22 protein-coding genes are annotated in these 23,624 nt (G+C 56.1%); 16 read left to right on the forward strand and 6 right to left on the reverse strand.

Going from position 1 to position 23,624, the window contains the following annotated elements:
• Nucleotides 1–23: 23 nt before the first annotated feature.
• Nucleotides 24–1,652, forward strand: a complete 1,629-nt coding sequence (locus tag H6F59_RS16510; RefSeq protein ID WP_190517687.1) for a DUF3370 domain-containing protein — start codon at nucleotides 24–26, stop codon at nucleotides 1,650–1,652.
• Nucleotides 1,653–1,731: 79 nt separating this feature from the next.
• On the opposite strand, the gene H6F59_RS16515 is transcribed toward H6F59_RS16510, so the two are convergent.
• The 6 genes from H6F59_RS16515 to H6F59_RS16540 form a co-directional block, all read right to left on the reverse strand.
• Nucleotides 1,732–2,061 (reverse strand): hypothetical protein, encoded by a 330-nt coding sequence (locus tag H6F59_RS16515; protein WP_190702380.1) that lies wholly within the window; start codon nucleotides 2,059–2,061, stop codon nucleotides 1,732–1,734.
• A 5-nt stretch (nucleotides 2,062–2,066) separates the two neighbouring features.
• Nucleotides 2,067–2,843, reverse strand: coding sequence for a MinD/ParA family protein (locus H6F59_RS16520; protein ID WP_190702383.1), 777 nt, complete (start codon nucleotides 2,841–2,843; stop codon nucleotides 2,067–2,069).
• A gap of 472 nt (nucleotides 2,844–3,315) precedes the next feature.
• Entirely contained in the window at nucleotides 3,316–4,062 is a 747-nt protein-coding gene (locus H6F59_RS16525; RefSeq protein ID WP_190702386.1) for an alpha/beta fold hydrolase, read from the reverse strand.
• Nucleotides 4,063–4,158: 96 nt separating this feature from the next.
• Nucleotides 4,159–4,671, reverse strand: coding sequence for a flavodoxin FldA (gene fldA / locus H6F59_RS16530; RefSeq protein WP_190702389.1), 513 nt, complete (start codon nucleotides 4,669–4,671; stop codon nucleotides 4,159–4,161).
• 102 nt (nucleotides 4,672–4,773) lie between these two features.
• Nucleotides 4,774–5,799, reverse strand: a complete 1,026-nt coding sequence (locus tag H6F59_RS16535) for a chlorophyll a/b binding light-harvesting protein (RefSeq protein WP_190702392.1) — start codon at nucleotides 5,797–5,799, stop codon at nucleotides 4,774–4,776.
• Nucleotides 5,800–6,130: 331 nt separating this feature from the next.
• Complete coding sequence (locus tag H6F59_RS16540; protein WP_190517672.1) at nucleotides 6,131–6,907, reverse strand: hypothetical protein; 777 nt, start codon at nucleotides 6,905–6,907, stop codon at nucleotides 6,131–6,133.
• A gap of 503 nt (nucleotides 6,908–7,410) precedes the next feature.
• Here H6F59_RS16540 and H6F59_RS16545 point away from each other — a divergent pair.
• The 15 genes from H6F59_RS16545 (at nucleotide 7,411) to H6F59_RS16610 (ending at nucleotide 23,620) form a co-directional block, all read left to right on the forward strand.
• The gene (locus H6F59_RS16545; protein ID WP_190702397.1) at nucleotides 7,411–9,888 is read left to right on the forward strand and encodes an ATP-dependent Clp protease ATP-binding subunit; all 2,478 of its coding nucleotides are present in this window, start codon (nucleotides 7,411–7,413) and stop codon (nucleotides 9,886–9,888) included.
• A 30-nt stretch (nucleotides 9,889–9,918) separates the two neighbouring features.
• Nucleotides 9,919–10,956, forward strand: coding sequence for an S-layer homology domain-containing protein (locus H6F59_RS16550; RefSeq protein WP_190702402.1), 1,038 nt, complete (start codon nucleotides 9,919–9,921; stop codon nucleotides 10,954–10,956).
• 213 nt (nucleotides 10,957–11,169) lie between these two features.
• On the forward strand, nucleotides 11,170–12,207 hold the full coding sequence (gene glpX / locus H6F59_RS16555; protein WP_073607804.1) for a class II fructose-bisphosphatase: 1,038 nt from the start codon (nucleotides 11,170–11,172) through the stop codon (nucleotides 12,205–12,207).
• 383 nt (nucleotides 12,208–12,590) lie between these two features.
• Complete coding sequence (locus H6F59_RS16560; RefSeq protein ID WP_190702405.1) at nucleotides 12,591–13,883, forward strand: glutamyl-tRNA reductase; 1,293 nt, start codon at nucleotides 12,591–12,593, stop codon at nucleotides 13,881–13,883.
• Nucleotides 13,884–13,992: 109 nt separating this feature from the next.
• Nucleotides 13,993–14,241: a hypothetical protein gene (locus H6F59_RS27360; protein WP_313887237.1), complete on the forward strand. Its 249-nt coding sequence runs from the start codon at nucleotides 13,993–13,995 to the stop codon at nucleotides 14,239–14,241.
• Nucleotides 14,241–14,588, forward strand: a complete 348-nt coding sequence (locus H6F59_RS27365; protein WP_313887238.1) for a Uma2 family endonuclease — start codon at nucleotides 14,241–14,243, stop codon at nucleotides 14,586–14,588. The genes H6F59_RS27360 and H6F59_RS27365 overlap by 1 nt, the downstream gene beginning before the upstream one ends.
• 43 nt (nucleotides 14,589–14,631) lie before the next feature.
• Nucleotides 14,632–15,255 carry an urease accessory protein UreG gene (gene ureG / locus H6F59_RS16570; RefSeq protein WP_190702408.1) on the forward strand — a complete coding sequence of 208 codons (624 nt, stop codon included), beginning with the start codon at nucleotides 14,632–14,634 and terminating at the stop codon, nucleotides 15,253–15,255.
• Between the two features lie 267 nt (nucleotides 15,256–15,522).
• Entirely contained in the window at nucleotides 15,523–16,827 is a 1,305-nt protein-coding gene (gene urtA / locus H6F59_RS16575) for an urea ABC transporter substrate-binding protein (protein WP_190702411.1), read from the forward strand.
• A 378-nt stretch (nucleotides 16,828–17,205) separates the two neighbouring features.
• On the forward strand, nucleotides 17,206–18,378 hold the full coding sequence (urtB, locus tag H6F59_RS16580; protein WP_190702413.1) for an urea ABC transporter permease subunit UrtB: 1,173 nt from the start codon (nucleotides 17,206–17,208) through the stop codon (nucleotides 18,376–18,378).
• Nucleotides 18,379–18,382: 4 nt separating this feature from the next.
• Entirely contained in the window at nucleotides 18,383–19,555 is a 1,173-nt protein-coding gene (urtC, locus tag H6F59_RS16585; protein ID WP_190702416.1) for an urea ABC transporter permease subunit UrtC, read from the forward strand.
• 180 nt (nucleotides 19,556–19,735) lie between these two features.
• A complete protein-coding gene (gene urtD, locus H6F59_RS16590; RefSeq protein WP_190702419.1) occupies nucleotides 19,736–20,866 on the forward strand; it encodes an urea ABC transporter ATP-binding protein UrtD in 1,131 nt (376 codons plus the stop codon).
• 132 nt (nucleotides 20,867–20,998) lie between these two features.
• Nucleotides 20,999–21,751, forward strand: coding sequence for an urea ABC transporter ATP-binding subunit UrtE (gene urtE, locus H6F59_RS16595; RefSeq protein ID WP_199325845.1), 753 nt, complete (start codon nucleotides 20,999–21,001; stop codon nucleotides 21,749–21,751).
• 239 nt (nucleotides 21,752–21,990) lie between these two features.
• Nucleotides 21,991–22,281 carry a hypothetical protein gene (locus H6F59_RS16600; RefSeq protein WP_190702422.1) on the forward strand — a complete coding sequence of 97 codons (291 nt, stop codon included), beginning with the start codon at nucleotides 21,991–21,993 and terminating at the stop codon, nucleotides 22,279–22,281.
• A gap of 109 nt (nucleotides 22,282–22,390) precedes the next feature.
• Entirely contained in the window at nucleotides 22,391–23,005 is a 615-nt protein-coding gene (locus H6F59_RS16605; protein ID WP_190702425.1) for a cupin domain-containing protein, read from the forward strand.
• Between the two features lie 108 nt (nucleotides 23,006–23,113).
• On the forward strand, nucleotides 23,114–23,620 hold the full coding sequence (locus H6F59_RS16610) for a hypothetical protein (protein ID WP_190702428.1): 507 nt from the start codon (nucleotides 23,114–23,116) through the stop codon (nucleotides 23,618–23,620).
• Nucleotides 23,621–23,624 lie beyond the last annotated feature (4 nt).

Below are 23,624 nucleotides of genomic sequence, written 5' to 3' on the forward strand. Positions count from 1 at the left end.
TTTGGTCGTTCCACGGGTTATCCATGCTGAGTGCGTTAGTCGCTTTCACTCTTTCCCCGCTGTTTGCTCAACTACCGCCGGGTGAAACCACCCCAGCCCCCGAGGCTAAAACCGTTGTCATTCCGCGCGATGGCAGCTACGCCGAGGTCATTCGTTACCAGGAAGTGCGCCCCCTCCCCGGCGGCCTGGACGAAACTCCTGTGTTCAACAGCAACAGCCCCGAAGTCGTGCAGCAGAACGGCATTTTGCTGTCCACCTTTCCTAAAGACGGCATGGCTTCCCCCGATGCCCATCTCAACTACGCCTTTAACGGCCGCTTCGACCTCTTTGCCCACCACATTGCCCGTGGGGTGAACGCTGACGATCGCCGCACCCTATTCATGGGCGTTGTGGTGTACAATCCCGGCGACGAACCCATCGACATCACTATTCACCAGGGAGTCAGCTACCTCAGCCAAGAGGCTCCCTTCATCAATCTGCCCGATGCCCGACTCAGCTCGAATGGCAGTGTCTACGCTGGTCCCGGCAGCCGCACCACCACCGACATGCTGCGCGGGGCAAACCAGTCCCACTGGCCCGAGCGCATCACGTTGCCACCTGGTCATGTGCAACTGCTGATGAACACCCCCATCCCGCTGCGATCGCTCACCGTACCGATCAATGGCAGTTACCCTCAGGGAGGCGTCATTCCCAAACCCCCGATACGCCCCGTCACTTTGACTGCCGCCGATGCCCAAATTAACCCTGAAACTGGCGAGAATGGCACTGTTGCACCGCTGCGACCCATAGCACCGCGCCCGATTCCCAGCAATGGGCGCACATCCATGATGTATCTCTCCAGCAGCGGCCCCGTGCATGTAGCTAGCCTAGCCCGTTACGCCGACGTCATGCCCAACGGCAACGAGCGCGTGCCTACCCTGCAAGATTGGCTTCAGGTGCTTAAACAGGGTAACCTCGCCGGCCCCCGAGATATTCCCCCCTCTGATCCTTCGACCTATCGGTTTGGGCGGTTTTACTACGGTCGAGTGGCCGGGGTCGCCAAGGGTGCCAGCTGGAAAGCCACTCTCACCGACTCCTCCGACACCGATGTGCTGACGATTCCGGCCCCCGGCAACGCCTTCTCCTACGTGATTAGCTCCGTCGATCGCAACACCTTTGGCACTGGGCAAATTCAGAGCGCTCCCATGGTGGCTCGCTACCCCGACACTGCTTTCCGTGCCCACGGCAACTACGGGGTGCGCTACAGCCTCAAACTCCCCTTCTACAACAATCGGGGTGTCGAGCAAGCCATCACCCTCAAGTTTCAAACTCCTATGCGCGATGAGGAGCTGGTTCAAGGGCTGCGCTTTCGTCGGCCCCCCGAAGACCGAGTGTTCTTTCGGGGTACTGTGCGGCTCAAGTTTAGAAATCAGATGGGGCTAGAGCGTACCCACTACGTTCACCTAGTCCAGCGCCGGGGGCAGGAGGCTGAAGCTCTGCTAAAGCTGAATATTCCCGCCGAAGCCCGCCAGGATCTTGAGGTTGATCTGGTCTATCCTCCCGATGCCACTCCGCCCCAGGTGCTTACGGTACTCAATGAGGGTGTGCCCGCCGTGTTGGAGGCCGAGACCATTGAGGCTCCGGTCACCCCTGCCCTCAGCCGCGATCTCTAAAATTCAAGCCGCTTTCTGCTCAAACTTTTTGTCGGGGCTAACGGTAACGGGTAGGTCAGAGCACTGTCCCAGCTTTGGCTTACTCAACAGACTCCCACAGCTCTTCGGGCATAGCGCGAGGCTTGCGTGAAATTAGATTGGGCTTAAACACTGGGGGGGCAGCGTCGTTGTGGAGGATTAAAAACCCCGTAGCCATGAGGTTGTCTAGCATGGCCTGGATAGCGGCAGGCTCTGCCTGAGTATGGGCCATGATATCGGCCAGGGATGCACCTCGCTGGCGCAGAAGCCAATTCAATAAAGTGCGCTCTGGCTCGGCTAAAGCCAGCAGGTCAGTCATAGTCTTCGGCCCAGCCGAACCGACGGGCCGGTGTTGGAAGTTGGGGGCCTCCCTCTCCGCGGGACTAGTCATGGAGACTACTCCGCCGCAATAAGTTGGCGGGCGACGGCATGCACCTCTTGGCTAAAGGCGTGGTCGGGATGGTGTAGCCAAAAAATGCCGCCGCTGGCCAACTGCAACATTTCATCGTTCTCGTAGAACAGTCCGCCCACCGGCACCCCGTACTGAGCCTGAACCTTAGAAATTAGGGTTTCGCGGGAGTAAATATCGGGGACTTTGTTGACCAGTAGGGTAATGTTGGGCACGTCGAGCTTTTGGGCCACTTCGAGGGTGACGGCAGTGCCCAAGAAGTCTTGGCGATCGGGGCGCAAAATAATCACCATACGGTCAGAAATGGCGATGGAGAGCAGAGTTTCTTCGTTGAGGCCCGGGTGAGTATCGATGAACAGGTAGTCAAGGTCGAGCTGATTGATCAGGTCGTGGAAGCAATCGTTGAGCAACCCCACGTCGTAGCCCTCCCGCAAAATCTTGGCGATTTCGCCAGCCTTGAGGCTAGAGGGCATTAGGTAAACAGCACCGCTGATATCGGCAAGGGTACCGTCGGCCGTGGCCAGGGCCGTCACATCGTAGGCAGCATCTTTAGCGCTGCACTTATCCCACAGGTAGTCATTGAGGGAATGGGTAAAGTCTTCGTCGTTAAGACCAAAGAGGACGTGAATACCAGGGGACTGAATATCGGTATCGACAATGGCGACGCGCTTGCCTTGGCTGGCTACTGCTGTAGCAATGTTAGCCGTCAGGTTCGATTTGCCTGTGCCTCCACGGAAGGAATGAATCGAAATAACCTGCGCCATAGACGTCTGCCCCTTGCCGGATAAACAATCAAGACTTAGCTGTACTGCCCAGTTTGGGGCCGATAGAACTGGGCCTAGTATTGGAAGAATTGCTGCGAGACTAACGCGCTGAAAGCAGCCCTACCTATTTTGGAAAAATTTCAGGCGCGAGGGAGACGCTTTAGATTGAGTTCTAAGGAGTAGAGGGGCCGGTGTACAAGCTGTTGGTTGATAGTCGGTGCAACAGAGGGCAGCCTCTGAACCAGCATCGAGGGGGCGCACAGGGCATTTGAGGTATGGGCTGTTGGTGTAGTACTGGCAGCGGAAGCAGGGGACTTGGTGCAAGCGCCGCAGCCGTTGCCTGCCATCGTCAACGGCAAGCAAAATCGCCAGTACAAAGACCAGCACCATAACCCAGATGCCGAGGGGCACTACGATCGCCAGCAAAACGTCGGCAGAAAGGATAGAACCTCGCTAAAAGCAGTGGCAGAGATTAGGGAACTGTTCTCAGGCTCTGAGGTGCGACTAGCAAGTTTTCCGTCGTTCCCCAAAAGCTCAAAATCTGGCTGGCTACGGGATGGGGATGCACAGCATGGAAAAAGTGGCGGCCTGGAAATGAAGCGATGCGATCGCTCCCCTTAAGCCAGGGCTGCCATCCCTGAATTTGGGTGGGGTCAACGATAGAATCTGCTTCGCCACCACAGACGAGCAGGGGCACCGCTACGCTGCCGGGGCAGAGGCTAGCCCGCTTTAGCAGCGAGTGGGGCGATACCGAGTGCAGCAAATCCTGCTCTAACAGATTGATCCAGCCACGTAACAAAGGCCGTGATTGGTGCCCAAATAGGCTAAAGACCATTTGGGTGAGTACCTGCCGCCGCTTGCAGGGTAATTGTTCGAGTTGAGCGTAGTAGTGGGCTTGCCAATCGACCATGGGGTTAACGCCCACCGAAAGCAGCGTTAGCGACTTGACCCGATGGGGATTTTGGCGAGTATAGAGCAACCCTACCAGCCCGCCTAGGCCATGGCCCATCAGGTGCACCGGCCGGTTGTGACCTTTGAGGTAGTCGTGCAGTAGGGTGACAGCAATATCGAGGGAGCTGGGCTCATCGGGGGTTTGTCGGTAGGCCCAGTGGGCAACTTCAACATGGCGGGTTAGGCAGCCCAGCAGCTTTTGGTCAAATCGTTCAAAGCTGGGGCTGACGTTGAGCCACAGGGCATCGGGGCAGGTGGGTACAGTCATTGGATACACAATTTCTGAACAATGTTTCAAGCAGGCAGAGAGAGGAAATGCACCTTGGGATATGGGCCAGTGATGTTCTATAACCGAAAAGGCAGGCTAGACGCCAAAGGCTGACTTTAGTTGGGTGACCCAGGTTTTGATGCGATCGCCCGTCAGCTCAGCCTGGTTGTCTTCATCAATGGCCAAACCCACGAACTTGCCATTTTGAACGGCCTTAGAATCGCTAAAGTCATGACCATCAGTCGGCCATTGGCCAACGGTAGTCGCCCCCAAAGCAGTGATTTTCTCAGCCAAAATGCCCATGGCATCTTGAAAGTTGTCGGCATAGCCCACCTGATCGCCAGCGCCAAAGTAAGCCACCTGCTTGCCGCTAAAATCGATCGCATCGAGGTCTTCGTAGAAGCCTTCCCAATCCGACTGCAGTTCGCCAATATTCCAGGTGGGGCAGCCGATGATAATGCAGTCGTAGCCAGCAAAGTCGTCGGGGCTAGCGTCAGCAATGTCGTGCAGGGTAACTACGCTGTCGCCGCCAAACTCCGACTGAATCGCCTCTGCCAAGATTTCGGTATTGCCGGTCTGAGTGCTAAAGAAGAGACCAATCTTAGTCATAGAAAGTATCGTCCTGATTTAACTTAAGTAGTGACATGAGAAAAGGGGGGCAGGATGTTGGAGCCCTGGGTGCCCCCCAAGAGAGGAGAAGTTAACCCAACGCTACGGTTCGACGGTGCTCAGGGCCTTTTCTACCCGGCGAAAGTCGAACCCAATGGCGCGCAGAGCATGCCACAGATGGCCCTGCAAGAAGAAGAACGCCAAAATAAAGTGGGCATTGGATAACCAGCAACGCGAGGTGTGGGCATTCAGCGGCAGCACCACAGTGTCAACGAAGTAGGGCATAATGCCAAGCTTGATGGCCAAGGGCGGGCCATAGAACTCCACCGGATAGGCTAGGGTGTTGACCGCGCAGAAGTAAGCCGCCACAAACCCTGCCAGGGCAATGCCGCCCAGAGAGTAGGACAAAATTGCCTCACCCGAAAACAGCAGCACCCGCTTGGCCCACTTCAGAGGCGGCACCAGAATGTGCCAAACACCCCCGGCAATTAGCAGCACGCCGACAAACAGGTGACCGCCCACCAGATCTTCGAGGTTGTTCAAGCTGGCGAAGTGGGTTTGGTAGCCATAGATCACCAGCGGGTCGAGGGTTGGCTGTACCAGCCGCACGGTCTGAGTCGTGGCGTCGTAGAGGCCGCCCCAGGTGGTGGCTTTAGCTACCAGCAGCAGCGCCCCGGCCCCTAAAAACAGCAGGTGGTGGCCCAAAATCATCCCCAGCTGAGCCGGATCATCCCACTCGAAGTGAAACTTGCGGGCCTGCCCCTTGGCTGCTTTTAAATCTGCGGGGGCTTTGAAGGTGTGAAATAGTGCCCCGGCCCCCAACACAGCGGAAGAAATCAGGTGAACTGCCCCCACCACAAAGTAGGAATAGGTATCAATAACTTGGCCACCGTCGCCAATGCCTAGACCTAGGGTAGCCAGGTGAGGCAGCAAAATGAGCCCCTGCTCACCCATGGGAATAGTTGGGTCAAACCAGGACAGCTCAAATAGGGTGAAAGCTCCTACCCACAGAGCAATGAGCGCCACTTGCCCCACATGAGCAGCGATAAAAAATCCCGACAGGTCTGCAAAGCGGGCATTGCCGGCCCACCAGTCATAGCTCACTTCGGAATTGCCATAGGTTTGCATAGCCAATGACTCCTTACTAAAGTCAAAATCAACACAGCGCTTATTGAGAAGAAAATTCAATAAGAAGATTTGACCACAGATCGGAATCGTTCTCAATAGTAAATGATTAAGTTTTGTTGCACCTGCTAAGCGAGTAGGTTTTGAAACCTGGCGTAAGGAGCGGTGCAGGAATATTGCCGTCGCTATTCAGGCCCGCAAGCAGGTTGTAGTAACCTGAGGGCCAATCTTGTTGATTGCTGGTATCAACAAGATTGGCTAAAGCGATCGCCCCCACCCTGTTCACAAAGAACAAGATGAGGCGATCGCCCCCTTCTCTCACTATCGAAACTAGCTATTGAGAAAAGTCGTATTCTCGGATTTCCAAGCGGCAGCCGTCCTGAAGGTTGAGGGCTCGCTTGATGGGGTTGATGTCTCTAAATCCTTCAGCCCCCTGCTGCTTAAGGCTAGTTTCAAATCGGTCGGCAAACTCCGAAACACAGGGGTTGCGGCTGGCACCTAGGCGCTCTAGATGGATCAGGGTCGTGTCCATATCCCAGACTTCTACGGAGCTGTGCAGCTGTTCCCACAGGCGATTTTCTTGGCTGTTAGTGGCCGTCTTGAGCTGGTGGCGATCCAAAATGCGATAGGCCAGCCAAAAGCTTGCGCTCAAAATTGCCGCCATACCTATAGAAATTAAGCAGCCAGCTAGGGGGTTGCGCCGAGTCAATCGCCCTGAGGTTTGGGGCAGCGGCTCAGCGTTGAGCTGCCTGTAGTAATCCACAAACTGAGGCATCTGATCGAGAAACCAAATCTCAATGCCCTTGGGCTGAATTTGCTCAGCAATGGCCTGGGCAGACTCCCAATCAGCCTCGGGGGTGAGTCCAGCAATCACCGATCGCTGGTCCGGGAAGTGCGGCTGGTGGATCTGAATTTTGTCGACTGTTGCCCACAGGTCAGGTGGTGTGAGTGTGGGGGGGCAATAGATAGCGTAGGCCGGCGTGAGCAGGTCTACGACCCCCTCCTCGGGGCAGGGTACCTGGCGATGAACGCTGTGGCCATAGTCTTCTAGCCAGCGCCCTAGCGCCGTTCGAAGGTCTTCTGCATTGGCAAGTTCTATGGCAACGGTCACGGTCAGTTCAGGGAAGTATAGTTCTTATGTACCAATATTAAAGCGAGATCTGACATTGGGATCAAAATCGCTAGAACACTTAGCAGCTAACAAGTTCGGCCTGCAATAGCTCTGTAATGATAGAGCGGTTCCTTTAAAGCGGTGCCGTTATTTTGCTGGTTGACCCCAGCAATTTGCCGAACCAGTCCCTAGGCTATAAGATAAGGTTAAGTAATGTAAATAATCTCTAAGGAAAAACTATTGCCTGTGATTTTTGATGCTGATAGTTCATCTCGCCCTTGAGGTCGAGCTGGCGGACAAATGCTAAACCCGACCCGTTTCCTACGGTTCTCCTCACTGCGGAGTATGCGTGCATCTACGTAAAGTATTAATAACTCAGTAGGCCCATATATTCATGCTTTGGGGGTCCATGGCCCCAACATCGCTACAGTCGCAGCCCGTTCTTGCTCAGTCAATTTCGGCCCTCTGTCACTCCTCACGCCATTGGTACTGATTTAACTGCCATGTTTGAACATTTCACTAATACCGCGATCGCCGTCATCATGAAGGCCCAGGAAGAGGCCCGTCGGCTGCGCCACAACTTTGTCGGTACCGAGCAACTGCTGCTGGGCCTGATCAAGGAAGAATCGACTCTATCAGCTAAAGTGCTGGGCGAGTTTGGCGTCAACATCAACGATGCCCGCGCCGAAGTCGAGGCCATCATTGGCCGCGGCAGCGGCAGCGTACCGCCCGAGATTCCCTTCACGCCTAAGGTTAAGCAGGTGTTTGAGCAGGCCTTCCAAGAGGCCCGCAAAATGGACTCACCCTACATTGAGCCTGAGCACCTGCTGCTCAGCCTTTGCCAAAATACCGAGAGCGTAGCCTATCGAGTGCTCACCAACCTTGGGGTTGACCCGGCCAAGGTGCGCACCCGCATCATTCAAGATATTGGCGAAGTAGCTGCTGCGCCTGCTGGCAGCCGTCGTGAGAGCGATCGCGACAGCTCCCGCAAGACTGGCAAAATTCTGGCCGAGTTTGGCCATGATCTAACGGCTCTAGCCGCCGCTGGCAAGATTGACCCCGTGGTGGGTCGCGCCAAAGAAATCGAGCGCGTTGTGCAAATCCTGGGTCGTCGCACCAAAAACAACCCAATTCTAGTGGGTGAGCCAGGGGTGGGCAAAACGGCGATCGCCGAGGGCCTGGCCCAACGTATCGTCAACCAAGATGTGCCCGAGGCCCTGATCACTAAGCGCGTCATTAGCCTCGACATGGGTTCTTTGGTGTCGGGTACTCGCTTTCGGGGCGATTTTGAAGAGCGCCTCACCCAGCTCGTGCAAGAGGTGCGCGAAGACCCCGATGTGGTGCTGGTGATTGACGAAATTCACACCCTGATTGGGGCTGGTTCCCTCGAAGGCGGGCTCGATGCCGCCAACATGCTCAAGCCGGCTCTGGCGCGGGGCGAGATGCAGTGCATCGGAGCCACAACCATCGATGAGTTCCGCAAACATATTGAGCGCGACGCCGCTCTAGAGCGCCGCTTTCAGCCCGTCACCGTCAGCCCGCCCTCGTTGAGCGAGACCATTGAGATTCTTCAGGGGGTGCGCAGCCGCTACGAGCAGTTCCACCAAGTGAACTTTACTGACGCAGCGTTAGAGGCCGCTGCCAAGTTGTCGGATCGCTACATCAGCGATCGCCACCTGCCCGACAAAGCCATCGACCTGCTCGATGAGGCGGGTTCCCAAGTGAAGCTGCGGTTCATGCCTAAGTATCCCTCTAAGGAACTTAAGCAGCAGCTGCGCCAGGTCAACAAAGAGCTGGATGAAGCCATTCAGCTGCAAGAATTCCCCAAGGCTAAAACCCTGCGGGAGCAGCGGCAGGCGCTGATTCAGCAGCTTCAGGCCGACATTCCCGAGTATGGTGAAGCGGTGGCTGACAGCGTGCCAGCCCTGCCCAATGTCGATGAAGACAACATCGCCGACATCGTTGCTGCCTGGACGGGCATTCCGGTGAACCGGATGACCGAAACCGAGGCCGTGCGCCTGTTGCACCTCGAAGACGTGCTCCACGAGCGGGTGATTGGTCAGAACGAAGCTGTGGTCGTGGCCGCTAAAGCGATTCGTCGGGCGCGCTCGGGCTTGGCCAGCGGCGATCGCCCCATTGCCAGCCTCGTATTTTCTGGCCCCACCGGGGTTGGCAAGACCGAGCTATCTAAGGCTCTGGCTGTGGCCCTGTTTGGCTCCGAGGAGGCAATGATTCGCCTTGACATGTCGGAGTTTATGGAGAGCCACACAGTATCAAAGCTGATTGGTTCACCTCCGGGCTTTGTGGGCTATGACGAGGGCGGTCAGCTGACCGAGGCGGTGCGTCGCCAGCCCTACAGCGTCATTTTGATGGATGAGATCGAGAAGGCTCACCCCGAGGTCTTCAACGTACTCTTGCAGGTGCTCGACGACGGCCGCTTGACCGATGCCAAGGGGCGGGTGGTGAGCTTTAAGAACACCCTGATCATCATGACCTCAAACATTGGCTCGCAGGTGATTGAGAAGGGCGGTGCTGGTCTCGGCTTTGACTTTGCCACTACCGATGCGGCTACCAGCCAGTACAACAACATCCGCAACCTGGTCAATGAGGAGATGAAGCAGTACTTCCGTCCGGAAATGCTGAACCGAATCGATGAAATCATCGTCTTCCGTCAGCTCACCCGTGACGAGGTCAACCAGATCGCCGATCTGATGCTCGAGCAAGTCAACAAGCGCATCGCCGATCGCCAGATGACAGTTACCCTGTCCGACGCCTTCCGCACCAGGCTGGCAGGCGAGGGCTACGACCAGCGCTATGGAGCTCGCCCCATGCGTCGGGCGATCGCTCGCTTGGTAGAAGACACCCTGGCTGAGGCCATTCTGTCTGGCGCTTTGGAGGAGGGCGATCGCGCCTGCCTCGACATTGACGAGGCTGGTAACCCCGTTGTTACCCCCCAGCGCGAGCCGGCTCTGGTAGGATAACCCTGGACGTTGCTGCCAGCCTGCCAAACCATGGTGAATCTCCCCCCCGACCCGCCCAACCCGTCTGACGCTAGTCGCCGCGTTGGCGATACTGCTCCCCGAACGCGTCGCACCCTTGAGCCTGACGAGCTGTTGGCAGTAGTGCTGGCCTTCTTGGGTATAGGCTCCATCCTGTGGTGGGGCCTAACCCGCAGCCAGGGGCCACTGGCCGACCCGGATCTGTTGTCGCGCCGTGTCGAGGAGCCGTCTTCCCTTGCCCAGCCAGAAATGGAGGGGGCGGAGGAAGATTTTGAACCGCGTACCTTTGAACGGGGCGATCGCCCTCAACAGGATCCTGTCGCTGGGGGACCAAGGTTTGGCCCTGAAGAGCAGCGCTCTTCGGTGGTGACCAGGGAATCACCATCGGGTGTTGTGCTTCCAGTTAATCCTAATGAGACGCTGAGCGACCCCTCAACCGGGGTTGTCGACTCCACTCAACCCCTTGATATTTCTGACGTGCCGCCTACCTACTGGGCCTACCCCTTCATCAAGCCCATGTTTGATGGTGGATATCTGCCCAATTTTCCTGAGAGCAGCTTTCAGCCAGATCAACCCCTGACTCGGGCTGAGCTAGCGGCTCTTCTCAATGAGGCCTTTGGCGATGTCCCCCGGGAGGGTTCGGTGCGCGCCTTTGTCGACGTGCCCAGCAATTACTGGGCCGCTCCAGCGATTGACAGCGTCGTCTCCCAAGGCTTTATGAACGGCTACCCCGAAGGTGACTTTCGCCCCGACCAGGCGGTACCCCGCTATGAGGTGCTAGTCTCCCTCGCCTCGGGTCTGGGGCTAACCGACTCGTCCGCCCCAGACCAAACGCTGCAAGCTTTTGTTGACCTCAGTCCGTTGCCCCCCTGGGCCCGCCCCAAGGTGGCTGCCGCCGCGGAAAACGCCCTGGTGGTGAATCACCCCAATCGCGACCAGCTCAAGCCAGCCCAGGCCGCTACCCGTGCCGAGGTTGTCGCAATGATTCACCAGGCTCTGGTGCAGCAGGGTAAGCTACCGGCGGTAGAGTCGGAGTATGCCGTGCCCTAGGGAAACCGTGAGGGATGAGAAAGATGAGGGGGTGAGGAGAACAAATACGTTTTCTCCTTATCTCTCCACATCCTTATCTTCTCCACGATTCCTTCATTCTCTGTTCTGCCCAGCACAATTTCCTATGCCTTGATCCCACCGTCTGATAGACTGGGAAATCGAGATGGGGAACGCGAAACCCACTAAATATAGGCAGTTTGGAGGATTGATCCCGTGGAAAGTACCCTCGGTCTTGAGATTATTGAGGTTGTCGAACAGGCTGCGATCGCATCGGCCCGCTGGATGGGCAAGGGCGAAAAAAATATCGCTGACCAGGTGGCAGTCGAAGCCATGCGGGAGCGCATGAACAAAATTCACATGCGCGGTCGCATTGTGATCGGAGAGGGCGAGCGGGACGATGCTCCGATGCTCTACATCGGTGAAGAAGTGGGCATTTGCACCCAGCCCAATGCCACCGATTTTTGCAACCCCGACGAACTGCTCGAAATTGACATTGCCGTTGACCCCTGCGAAGGCACCAACCTAGTGGCCTACGGCCAAAACGGTTCTATGGCCGTGCTGGCAATTTCTGAGAAGGGTGGTCTGTTCGCCGCTCCCGACTTCTACATGAAGAAGCTGGCGGCTCCGGCCCAGGCTAAGGGCAAGGTCGACATCAACAAGTCGGCCACCGAAAACCTGAAAATTTTGGGCGAGTGCCTCGATCGCGGCATTGATGAGCTGGTGGTCGTGGTCATGAAGCGTGATCGCCACAACGACCTGATTAAAGAAATCCGTGACGCCGGTGCCCGCGTCAAGCTGATTGCTGACGGCGACGTTGGTGCGGCCATCTCCTGTGCCTTCTCGGGCACCAACACCCACGCCCTGATGGGCATCGGTGCGGCTCCTGAAGGGGTGATTAGCGCTGCGGCTATGCGCTGCCTAGGTGGCCACTTCCAGGGTCAGCTGATCTACGACCCCGCTGTGGTCAAAACCGGCCTGATTGGCGAAAGCAAGGAAGCCAATATTGCCCGTCTCAACGAAATGGGCATCACCGATATCGATAAGGTCTACGATGCTCACGAGCTGGCCTCGGGCGAGACCGTGCTGTTTGCTGCCACCGGCATCACCCCCGGCGAACTGATGGAAGGGGTGCGCTTCTTCCACGGCGGTATGCGAACCCAGTCGCTGGTAATCTCTAGCCAGTCCAAGACCGCTCGCTTTGTGGACACCATCCACATGGTTGACCAGCCTAAGGCTCTCCAACTGCACTAGGCGCTCTTAGGCCTAGCGGCTGCCTGACTTGAATCCCCTTGCCCTCCTTATGGAGGGCAAAAAAGCTGTCTTGGACAGCATTGACTCGGGAGATCAGTCTTGGCAAATAAACGCTGACGGGCGTAAAAACGCCCTAGAGTATGGGTTAAATTCGTTAGCCTAGAGATGCGGGATCCTCGCATCTCTTTTTTTGGGCCTTGTTACAGTTTTTGATGGACTTTTGTTGAGTTTCCTTGAGTCGGGCCCTGTTTATCTCTAACTTCAAACATATTGGCAATTGTGTATACAGCAACCTTCGGGCGGCCATTCCTAGGCGACCAGGCTCCCCCCAAGGATCTGTCAACACCATAAAATTAGGTGACTACTAAACGCGTGGAGGAAGAATGAATATCGCCGTAATTGGCCTGAGCCACAAAACCGCCCCGGTGCAAATTCGCGAAAAACTTAGCATTCCGACGGCTCAGACAGGTGACGCGATCGCCCATCTCACCCATTGCCCCCACATCGACGAAGTCTCCATCCTCAGCACCTGCAACCGTCTCGAGATCCACATCGTGACCGAGGAAACCGAGCAGGGCATTCGCGAAGTAACCCAATTTCTCTCTGAACATAGCGGCCTGCCCCTCCACGAGCTGCGCCAGCACCTGTTCATCCTGCTGCACCAAGATGCCGTCAACCACTTAATGAGGGTGGCCGCGGGCCTCGACAGTCTAGTGCTGGGCGAAGGGCAAATTCTTGCTCAGGTGAAGCATGCCCACCAGCTGGCCCAGCAGCACAAAAGCATCGGCCGGGTGCTAGATCGCCTGTTGAAGCAATCCCTCACCGCCGGTAAGCGCGTGCGCAGCGAAACCAGCATCGGCACCGGAGCCGTCTCTATCAGCTCCGCCGCTGTAGAACTGGCCCGCATGAAGGTGCCCCACCTGAACAGCTGCCACATCAGCATTCTGGGCGCGGGTAAAATGGCTCGCCTGCTGGTGCAGCACCTAGTTTCTAAAGATTCCTCCTGCACCATCACCATTCTCAACCGCACCATCGATCGTGCTAATGAGCTGGCCAAGCAGTTCCCCGATGCCAACATTCGCACCGGTACCCTTGCTGCCATGCTGGAGACGGTTGAGGCCTGTGATGTGGTGTTTACCTGTACTTCGGCCACCGAGCCAATTCTGGATCGCGACAATCTGGCCCCGCTGGTCAACAACCGCACCCTGATGGTGTTCGACATCTCGGTGCCTCTCAACGTTCACACCAACGCCAACGAGCTGGACAACGTTCACGCTTTTAACGTCGATGATCTGAAGGCCGTGGTGGCCCAGAACCAGGCCAGCCGTCGCCGCATGGCTATGGAGGCCCAGGTGCTGCTCGACCAAGAGGTGGAGAGCTTTATGGACTGGTGGCGTTCCCTCGACACCGTGGGCACGATCAGCAGCCTGCGCAGCAAGGTCGAGACCATCCGCGAGCAGGAGCTAGAGAAGGCTCTGTCGCGCCTGGGCAGTGAGTTCGCCGAAAAGCACCAGGAAGTGATTGAGGCGCTGACTCGGGGCATCGTCAACAAAATTCTCCACGACCCCATGGTGCAGCTGCGCGCCCAGCGCGACATTGAGGCTCGCAAGCGAGCGATGCAGACCCTTCAGGTGCTGTTTGATCTAGAGACCACTTCCAACGAGAAGTACAGCTAGCGAGACATCAGAACCTAGGTTTCTCTGGTGAAGACAACCCAGCCCTCAGGGATTTTGAAAATCCCTGAGGGCCTTTGCGTACAGTAGGATTGAGGGGAAGGCTCGATCCATGACTATGCCAACAGTTCTCAGCTCTTCAACCGATCAACGGGTAGCCTATGGCGATCGCACCTGGGCACAGTTTAAGCTGATCCAACAGGGCTTGGAAGATTGCCCTGGAGTGCGTCTGTTTTACTACAACCGCACTGTGGAGGTGCTGACGCCAGGACGCGATCACGAGTTTTTTAAGTCGGTGATTGGGTTTTTGCTAGAACTCTTTTTTGTGGACCAAGGCATGACTTTTATCCTACTGGGTTGATGGATCAAGAGCGGGAGGGTGAGGCTTTTGCCCAGGCCGACGAGTCGTACTGTATGGGTGGCCCGAAGGCAATCCCTGACCTCTCCATTGAAGTGACTTTCACCAGCGGCAACATCACCAAATTGGCGCGGTATCGCTTGCTGGGCGTGCCAGAAGTTTGGTTTTGGGAAGATGGGCTGCTGAGTCTGTATCACCTGGAGGGCGGCGAGTATCAACGGATCGATCGCAGCCAGATTGCCGAGTTGTCGAGCCTAGATATTGAGCTATTTTGCCGCTGCGTGTTGATGGCCGAGACATCTCGCCTAGAGGCGGCTCAAACATTTCGGCGAGGGATTCAAGCTGCATAGGCGGTGTAAGATATCGAGCATCCTGATGTTGGCTTAAGCGTACATGGCAAATCCCTTTCGCGTTGGTGTGGCAGGCCCGGTGGGCTCGGGCAAGACAGCCTTAGTAGATAGCCTCTGTAAGGCGCTGCGCGATCGCTACTCCATTGCCGTAGTCACTAACGACATCTACACCCAGGAAGACGCCCAATTCTTAGTGCGCAGTCAGGCGCTCAGCCCCGATCGCATCGTTGGGGTTGAGACCGGCGGCTGCCCTCACACCGCCATCCGCGAAGACGCCTCAATGAATTTGGTGGCGATCGAAGATCTTGAAGCCCGTTTTGATCCCCTTGATCTGGTGTTCGTGGAGAGCGGCGGCGACAACCTGGCCAGTACCTTCAGCCCTGAACTGGTCGATTTGACCCTCTACGTCATTGACGTGGCCGCCGGGGACAAAATCCCCCGCAAGGGCGGGCCGGGGATCACTAAATCTGACTTTTTGGTAATCAACAAGATCGACCTGGCTCCTATGGTGGGCGCCAGCCTAGAGGTAATGGAGCGAGACGCTCTCAAGATGCGGGGCGATCGCCCCTTTGGCTTTACCAACCTCAAAACCCAGGCGGGTCTAGCCACCATTATCGATTTTATTAGCTACCACGCAGCGGCTGAACCCGTAGCGTTAGTTCCTTGACTAGAGCTGTTTTAAGAGCGTCGTGCAGAGTTTTGGCAAAGCCCGGTTGAGGTCCTAGTGCCGATACATTCGTGGCGATCGCCCAAAATCAGTCTTTAGAAAGAGGTCACTCTAACTCACACATCTCAGAAACGTTACAAAGAAGTTGAGGCCTTTGGTACTCTAGGCTACATTTACTGCCAATCACACCTCCTAATATCCACTCTGACGGTCTACGTGATTTCTCGATCAGACAGTCTTCCATTAAAGAGTCAGGAGCGAGGTTGAATGGTAACTCGATTTAATCGACGTAAGTTCTTGGTGTATGGGTCTGCGACCCTGGGCACCTCCATGTTGCTCAAAGCCTGTGGCGGCAGCACCACCACTGATACCGGTGCTACCGACGCTAGCACCGATACTGCCGCCGCCGATGGAGAAACCATTAAGGTGGGCATTCTGCACTCCCTCAGCGGCACCATGGCCATCAGCGAAACCACTGTGGTTGATGCTGAGATGCTCGCTATCAAAGAAATCAACGAGGCTGGTGGTGTCTTAGGCAAGCAAATTGAAGCCATCACAGAAGATGGCGCCTCTGACTGGCCTACCTTTGCTTCCAAGGCCGAAAAACTGATCGATGACGACCAGGTAGCCGTTGTGTTTGGCTGCTGGACCTCAGCTAGCCGCAAGGCCGTGCTGCCCGTGTTTGAGTCCAAGGACCACATGCTGTGGTACCCCGTGCAGTACGAGGGCCAAGAGTGCTCTAAGAATATCTTCTACACCGGGGCTGCTCCCAACCAGCAGATTGAACCGGCGGTAGACTGGCTGCTCGAGAACAAGGGCAAAGACTTCTTCCTGGTGGGTTCTGACTACGTCTTTCCCCGCACCGCCAACACCATTATCAAGGAACAGCTGACGGCTAAGGGCGGCAACACCCTAGGTGAAGACTATCTGCCCCTGGGCAACACCGAAGTCACCCCGATCATCACCAAAATCAAGGCTGCCATGCCCGACGGCGGCGTGATTTTCAACAGCCTTAACGGTGACAGCAACGTGGCCTTCTTTAAGCAGCTCCAGGGCGCAGGCATGGGGCCTGACCAGTACCCCGTAATGTCGGTGAGTGTGGCAGAAGAAGAAGTCCGTCAGATTGGCCCCGAGTTTCTGGTGGGTCACCTGGCGTCTTGGAACTACTTCCAAACCGTTGAAACCCCCGAAAACGAAAAGTGGGTTGCCGACTTCAAGGCCGAATTTGGTGACGACCGGGTGACGAACGACCCCATGGAAGCCGCCTACATCATGGTTTACCTGTGGAAGCAGGCCGTGGAAGCCGCAGGCAGCTTTGATATTGCTGAGGTGCGGGCGGCGGCCTACGGTCAGAGCATGGCTGCCCCCGAAGGTACCGTGACGATGAACGCCAATCACCACCTCTCGAAGACCGTACGGCTTGGGGAAGTCATGGATGACGGCATGTTTAACATTGTCTGGGAAACCGACGGCCCGATTGATCCGGAGCCCTGGAACCAGTTTGTGCCCGACACCATCGGTTTTGCCTGCGACTGGTCTGACCCCGCTAAGGGCGGTAAGTTTGAGGTCTAGGGTTAGGCTGTAGCCGCGATCGCGGCACTGTCGAACAGTAGTTTGGCGGGGGTGCAGCAAGCTGTGTCCCCGCCCTTGGTATAGAGTCGGTCAAATACTTAGGTAAGCAACTATTCTTGCCGTTTGGTGAGTTGCTAGAAGATTGAACTGCTCGACCTAGAGCTTTGGCTTTTTGCCTAGCTAATTTCTCAAAAAGATAAAGGGTAAAACAGCCCCAAGTGACGGTAGAAATCAAACCTTTAACCAGGCAAAAATTGTAAAGGGTGAACATTTCTTCTCTGCGAGGCACCTTATATTCCACTGAGATTGTGCCCAGCTTTTATGGCGGGTCAATTAACATTTGTTAAGTAGCGCGTTGTTCCTAAATCGGTAAAGGCTGTGTTGGAAGGCTTAATTAGTGGCCTTTTTAATGGCATTAGCATTGGTGCGGTGCTGTTGATTGTGGCATTGGGCTTAGCGATCGTGTTTGGCTTGATGGGGGTCATTAATCTGGCCCACGGCGAACTGATGATGTTTGGGGCTTACACCACATTTGTGGTGCAAAATGCGGCTAAAAGCATTGGGGGGATTGCTCCTGATCTATACATATTTGCGGCCCTGCCTCTGGCGTTTTTGGTGGCGGCTTTACTGGGCTTGCTGCTAGAGCGAACGGTGATTCGTTATCTCTATGGACGTCCCCTAGAAACGCTGTTGGCCACTTGGGGGGTGAGCCTGATTTTGATTCAGTTCATCCGCAGCGTCAGCCTGCCGATGGTGATTGGCCTGGGTATTTTTGGGGTGTTGTTTTTAGTTGGTCGTTGGGTGCTGACGCGCTACACCGACTGGGAGCGCATTCAAGCCTGGGCCAACCCGGTGTTTTTGGGGCTGTCGGCGGCGATCGCGGTGCTGGCCTGGATTTTGATCGGCAATGCTGGCAGTACTAAGTTCTCGCGGGCCTGGTTTAGCACCCGCAACGTGGATGTCACGCCGCCCAGCTGGCTGCGGGGGGGCATCACCCTGGGCGATTCGCTGCAGTTTCCCTCTGCCCGACTGTTCATTATTGTGCTCACCATTCTTTGCTTGGTGGCAGTCTATTGGTTCCTCAACGGCACCGCCTGGGGGCTGCGAATCCGCTCTGTGACTCAGAATCGAGGCATGAGTGCCTGCTTGGGCATTCCCACCGGGCAAGTGGATGCGATTACGTTTGCTCTGGGGTCTGGACTGGCGGGGATAGCCGGGTGCGCGGTGACGCTACTGGGCTCGGTAGGCCCTAACCTGGGGGCCAACTACATCGTTGATGCCTTCATGGTGGTTGTAGTTGGTGGGGTTGGCAAACTGGTGGGCAGCATTGTGGCAGCACTAGTGATTGGCATCACGACCTATCTGGTGGGGTCGGGCACCATGGCGCTGCTGTTTCCGCCGACGGGATTCTTTAAGCCTGCGTTTGACTTCTTCACCTTTTTTGCCACGACGAGCATGGCCAAGGTGATGGTGTTTGCGTTGATTATCGCCTTTTTGCAGGTGCGGCCCGCTGGGCTGTTCCCGCCGAAGGGCCGTTCGGTGGAGCTATAGGGCTATGACTACAGATATTGCCGTTCAACCGCGTCGGGCCGCTAAGGCCAGCCAAAAGCGCAAGTTGATGATTGAGGCGATCGCGGTTATTGCGATCGCCCTCATCCTGATTCTGATTATGCCGATGCTGCTGACGGGCTTTCGGCTGAATCTGCTGGGGCGTTTTTTGGCCCTCGGCATCGTGGCTCTAGGCATCGATTTAATCTGGGGCTTCACGGGCCTGCTCAGCCTGGGCCACGGCATCTTCTTTGGCTTAGGAGGCTATGCCTTTGCCATGTACCTGGAGTTAAACACTCTGGGCGAGGGGCAACTGCCAGAGTTTTTTGGCCTCTACGGGGTGACGGAGCTGCCCTGGTTTTGGCAGCCGTTCAACTCGCTGCCGTTTACGCTGCTGGCGATATTTACCATTCCGGCGATCGTGGCGGGGCTGCTGGGCTATTTGGTGTTCCGCAACCGCATTCGCGGGGTCTACTTCTCAATTTTGACCCAGGCCGCCCTGGTGGTGTTTTTTAACCTGTTCAATGGTCAGCAAAAGCTGATCAACGGCACCAACGGTCTCAAAACCTCTACCTCGGTGTTTATGGGCCAGCAGGTGGGCAGCGACGGCATGCGGATGTTCTTTTACATCAGCACCGTCATTGCGCTGATCGCTATGTACGCCCTCTGCCGCTGGCTTACCAGCGGGCGCTTTGGCCGCATGCTGGTGGCCATCCGCGATGACGAAAACCGGGTGCGCTTCTCAGGCTACGACCCAACGGCGTTTAAGGTGCTGGTGTTTGCGGTCTCAGGGGCGATCGCGGGTATTGCCGGTGCCCTTTACACGGTCCAGTCTGGCATTATCTCGCCCCAGGTGATGGATATCGCCTTCTCTATCGAGATGGTGATTTGGGTTGCCGTAGGCGGGCGCGCTACTCTGGTGGGCGCCGTGCTGGGTGCCGTGCTGGTGAACATGGCCCGCAGCCTGCTCAGCGAGCGCTTTCCTGACGTGTGGCTGTTCTTCCAGGGGGCGTTGTTCTTGATTGTGGTGACGGCGCTACCCGACGGCATTATTGGCTGGGGTCGCCGCCAATTTGGCTCTGCGGTTAGCTCGGCCCTAGGCCTCACCCCTACAGACGTGCCCTACGCCAGCGATAGCGATTCGGTAGTTGAAGCTGTCCCCGAGTTCGCCGAAAAGTAGTCTGCTGAAAAGTAGGGTGGGCATTGCCCACTACTTAGCTGAGGCTTCCGCAGCCTAGCTCAGGCAACAGCCCCTTATCTGGGCATTGCTCACCTAACTCAGCAAAGACCTCAATTAGCCCCACAGTCCAATGGTTGGCAGTGCCCACCCTACCCATCCACCCCCACCCATCCACCCACAATGAGCACCAAAGTCCTAGAGATTAAAGACGTCACGGTCAGCTTTGATGGGTTTAAGGCCATCAACAACCTCAACTTCAGCATGGATGAGGGCGAACTGCGGGTGATCATCGGCCCCAACGGCGCGGGCAAAACCACCTTCTTGGACGTAATCAGCGGCAAAACCAAACCCACCGAGGGCGTAGCCTACTTCAAAGGTCAAGATCTGCGCAAATACAAAGAACACGAAATCTCTCGTCTGGGCATTGGTCGCAAGTTTCAAACTCCCCGCGTCTACCTCAACCTCACCCCCCGCGAAAACCTCGACCTCTCCTGCAATCGCAATAAAAACGTCTTCTCCACGCTGTTCAAAAAGGCCCCGTCCGCCGAAAAGCGCACTGTGGGCGGCCTGCTCGAAACCATTGGCCTCGACCACAAAGCCGACATCCCCGCCGCGCTGCTTTCCCACGGCGAGAAGCAGTGGCTTGAGATCGGCATGCTGGTGGCCCAGTCGCCCGACCTGCTGCTGGTAGATGAGCCGGTGGCGGGCCTCACCGACGAAGAGACCGAGCAGACCGGCAAGCTGCTGATGTCGCTGGCCGAAAGCCACTCCATCGTGGTGATTGAGCACGATATGGAGTTTGTGCGCCAGATTGCCCGTCAGGTTACCGTGCTGCACCAGGGCAGCGTGCTCTTTGAAGGCACCATGGACCAGGTGCAGACCGACCCCAAGGTGATTGAGGTCTACCTGGGCAAAGAAACCGGTCTCACCCCCGAGCAAATGCTGCTGCTGCGCATTGCCGCCACCATGGCCTGGGCCGACGACAACTTCGCCGATGTGCAGCAGGCGCTAATTCTCGATCGCCTCAGCCGCAAGTTTGCCCACGCTCCCGAAGAGCAGGCTGAGCTGCGCAGCGATCTCCAAAACCTGCTAGCCACCGAAATTCCCCTAGAAGACCTAGTACCTCAGCTCACTACCCAAGCCCAGCGAGAAGAAGCCCTCATGCTCAGCTACGAGGTAATTAGCTCGAACCAGATCAATCAAACCGAGGCCATAGTCTACCAAAAACTGCTGAATTTGCTCAGTTTGCCTCCCGAGACCGTCAGCCGCTTAGAAGCCGCCGCCTTAGAGGAACTAGCTGCGCGGGGGTAGATGGGTGGACGAGTAGATGGGTGGATGAGTCAGTTTACTATTCACCCCATCACCCACTCTCCTACCCATCCACTCTCCTACCTGTCACTCTCCTACCCATCCACCCTCCCACCCCCTTACTCCCCACTCCCCATGACCACCACCCTCCCCGCCCCGGCTCTACAAGACCCCATGACCGCGCCCATGCTGGAGGTCTCGGGGCTGAACTTTTACTACGGCGAAAGCCACATTCTGCGGGATGTGAGCATGACTATCCCCAAGGGGCAGATGGTCTGCCTGATTGGCCGCAATGGCGTGGGCAAGACCACCATGCTCAAAAACATCATGGGGGTGCTGCGGCCGCGCACGGGCGAAATTCGCTTTGAGGGGCAGGTAGTGAATAGCTTTCCCCCCGATCGCCGGGCGCGGTTGGGCATTGGCTACGTGCCCCAGGGCCGAGAAGTGATTCCGCGGCTAACGGTGCGGGAGAATTTGCTGATTGGCCAAGAGGCCCTGGGCAGTCGCGGCAAGGCACAGAAAGAAGTGCCTGAGGAGATCTACGAGCTATTTCCAGTGCTGAAAGACATGCTCGATCGCATGGGGGGTGACCTCAGCGGCGGTCAGCAGCAGCAGCTGGCGATCGCCCGCGCTATCATGGGCCAGCCCAAACTGCTCGTATTAGACGAACCCACCGAAGGCATTCAACCCTCAATCATTCTCGATATTGAGGCGGCGGTGAAGAAGATCATTAGAACCACTGGTATTTCAGTGCTGCTGGTGGAGCAGCACCTGCACTTTGTGCGCCAGGCCGACTACTACTACGCCATGCAGCGGGGCGGCATCGTGGCCAATGGTCCCACCAGCGAACTCACCAACGACATTATTCAAGAGTTCTTGGCCGTGTAACGGCTCCAGGTTAGTTCATCCCAAGTGCGTAAGAAACGCGAGCTGGGCAAAGGATTATAGCCTTTGTCCAGCATGGTGCTGGCTGTGAAAACGCTCCATCAGTTTTGCTAACCGTCTGCTTATGACCGTGCTGAAATAGCGACAGCTGCTCTAGTCACAAAGTTGTCACTTTTGGGTTTTACCATCGAATTAATTCATGCTTCAAGCGAAACCTAACAGCTGCTAAGAGCTTTTTAATTATGCAAAATTACTATCCTTGGAACACTCAGGCTCTAGTAGATTGGCTCAACCAAGAACTTCGTTACCGCACCAGACCAGACCTAGAAGCCGCATTAAAAGTGGAACGGCATGTGATTAAATCTTGGCTCACTAAGTCTTCGCCTGCTATTACCCTGACCCATCTGCGGGCGATCGCTGAATACAGAGGCTGGACTTTAGACCAAACCGTTAGCTGGCTTGGGTTACAGCCCGCCCACGTACAAGAACTTATCAACCAAGATAGCTCAGGAGTTAGAGAGAGTCTTCGATAAAATTCGACGACAACTAGATTTAGGGAGTTAATACAAACGTAAAAAATACAGGGGATTGATTGAAAATCGATCTGTGATATTTTTGACAATAACTGCTCCCTATCTCGCCATGACCAGCAGATTTAGATCTATTGATGGCAGCCTGTTTTTCTCGCTGCGACGCCTAGGCTGGGCTGCGATCGCCGCTCTAATGACGCTGGTTATTCTAATTTTGAGCAGTCGCTCCTCGCTCACCTGGGCAGATGCGCCCGACGCCAACCCACCTGAAACCACTGCTGCGCCTTTTTGGGTTGGGGCCGATGCTGGCACCACCTGGCGGATCTTTGGCCTAGAAATTGTAGGCAAAGTTATGAGTTCGCAGACCGATGGGGCTTACTCAGTGGTCATTAGCAATACGCCTCCTGAGGGCGGACCGCCGCTTCACGTCCATGAGCATGAGGACGAGCTGTTTTACATTCTCAAGGGCACCTATGAGTTTCGCTTTGGCGACGAAACCGTAGTCGCTAACCCAGGGGATTTTGTGCATCTACCGGCCCACATTCCCCATACCTTTCGCAACATCGGTTCAGAGCCCGGCATGGCGATGAATACCATGACCCCCGGCGGATTTGAGCAATTCTTTGTTGAGATTGACCGGCTGCCAAAGGAACAACCCCTCGATCGCAAACAAGTCGCTGCGATCGCCAGTCGCTATGGTCTACAGTTCTTGCCGGAGTCGCCGTAGCGCTGTCTGTTACCCAATTTTGTTGGACGGCTCCCGAATTGGCAGGACAAACGGCGTCCAGTCAGGCTGTCTTCGGCTTCACTATATTGGATTCGAACTGGCTATCCCTTGCTTTACGTCACCGCCAAAGAGGCCAAGCTCCAGCTGATTCAAAACCGCTTTTCGGGGCTGCTCGGGCAGCCTATTCTGGGCTACGAGCTGGCTCAGATGTGGTGTGACGACGACCAACAGTGGAGCGACTGGATGGATTTACCGCTGTTTTTAACTGTGGGCGATTCCACTCTGTCGATTTCCTGGCAAAAGTTTGATGACCTGGCCATTGAGGTGGGCCGGGTGCTGCCCTTTTCCCTTGGTGGGTCAACGGTGCGTTGGCAGTGGGAAGGGGTGGCGGTGCTCGACGCCATTCTCGGTGCCACCATTGCCGCTGTTTCCCTTGGCCGCGGGCAGATGTCTATTGGCGGCAGCGAGCTGGAGATTTGGACGCGCTTGCTAATTACCCTCGACAGCGGCATCACCCTAGATGTGTTTAATGCCCTAGACGCAAACGGCATTGCCCTGGTTACCCTGGAGCCTAGGGATGAGGTCATCCAAGCTGTGGGTTTAAAACCCCAATGAGATC

Source organism: Nodosilinea sp. FACHB-141 (assembly GCF_014696135.1).
Lineage (GTDB): Bacteria > Cyanobacteriota > Cyanobacteriia > Phormidesmidales > Phormidesmidaceae > Nodosilinea.

Excerpts from the sequence above, each read along its gene's own strand:
- H6F59_RS16515 (WP_190702380.1), bottom strand. The coding sequence starts at position 2,061 with ATGACTAGTCCCGCGGAGAGGGAGGCCCCCAACTTCCAACACCGGCCC.
- urtA (WP_190702411.1), top strand. The coding sequence starts at position 15,523 with ATGGTAACTCGATTTAATCGACGTAAGTTCTTGGTGTATGGGTCTGCG.
- H6F59_RS16600 (WP_190702422.1), top strand. The coding sequence starts at position 21,991 with ATGCAAAATTACTATCCTTGGAACACTCAGGCTCTAGTAGATTGGCTC.
- H6F59_RS16510 (WP_190517687.1), top strand. The coding sequence starts at position 24 with ATGCTGAGTGCGTTAGTCGCTTTCACTCTTTCCCCGCTGTTTGCTCAA.
- H6F59_RS27360 (WP_313887237.1), top strand. The coding sequence starts at position 13,993 with ATGACTATGCCAACAGTTCTCAGCTCTTCAACCGATCAACGGGTAGCC.
- H6F59_RS16525 (WP_190702386.1), bottom strand. The coding sequence starts at position 4,062 with ATGACTGTACCCACCTGCCCCGATGCCCTGTGGCTCAACGTCAGCCCC.
- H6F59_RS16560 (WP_190702405.1), top strand. The coding sequence starts at position 12,591 with ATGAATATCGCCGTAATTGGCCTGAGCCACAAAACCGCCCCGGTGCAA.
- H6F59_RS16545 (WP_190702397.1), top strand. The coding sequence starts at position 7,411 with ATGTTTGAACATTTCACTAATACCGCGATCGCCGTCATCATGAAGGCC.
- urtD (WP_190702419.1), top strand. The coding sequence starts at position 19,736 with ATGAGCACCAAAGTCCTAGAGATTAAAGACGTCACGGTCAGCTTTGAT.
- fldA (WP_190702389.1), bottom strand. The coding sequence starts at position 4,671 with ATGACTAAGATTGGTCTCTTCTTTAGCACTCAGACCGGCAATACCGAA.
- H6F59_RS27365 (WP_313887238.1), top strand. The coding sequence starts at position 14,241 with ATGGATCAAGAGCGGGAGGGTGAGGCTTTTGCCCAGGCCGACGAGTCG.
- urtE (WP_199325845.1), top strand. The coding sequence starts at position 20,999 with ATGACCACCACCCTCCCCGCCCCGGCTCTACAAGACCCCATGACCGCG.
- H6F59_RS16520 (WP_190702383.1), bottom strand. The coding sequence starts at position 2,843 with ATGGCGCAGGTTATTTCGATTCATTCCTTCCGTGGAGGCACAGGCAAA.
- H6F59_RS16535 (WP_190702392.1), bottom strand. The coding sequence starts at position 5,799 with ATGCAAACCTATGGCAATTCCGAAGTGAGCTATGACTGGTGGGCCGGC.
- ureG (WP_190702408.1), top strand. The coding sequence starts at position 14,632 with ATGGCAAATCCCTTTCGCGTTGGTGTGGCAGGCCCGGTGGGCTCGGGC.
- H6F59_RS16605 (WP_190702425.1), top strand. The coding sequence starts at position 22,391 with ATGACCAGCAGATTTAGATCTATTGATGGCAGCCTGTTTTTCTCGCTG.
- urtC (WP_190702416.1), top strand. The coding sequence starts at position 18,383 with ATGACTACAGATATTGCCGTTCAACCGCGTCGGGCCGCTAAGGCCAGC.
- H6F59_RS16550 (WP_190702402.1), top strand. The coding sequence starts at position 9,919 with ATGGTGAATCTCCCCCCCGACCCGCCCAACCCGTCTGACGCTAGTCGC.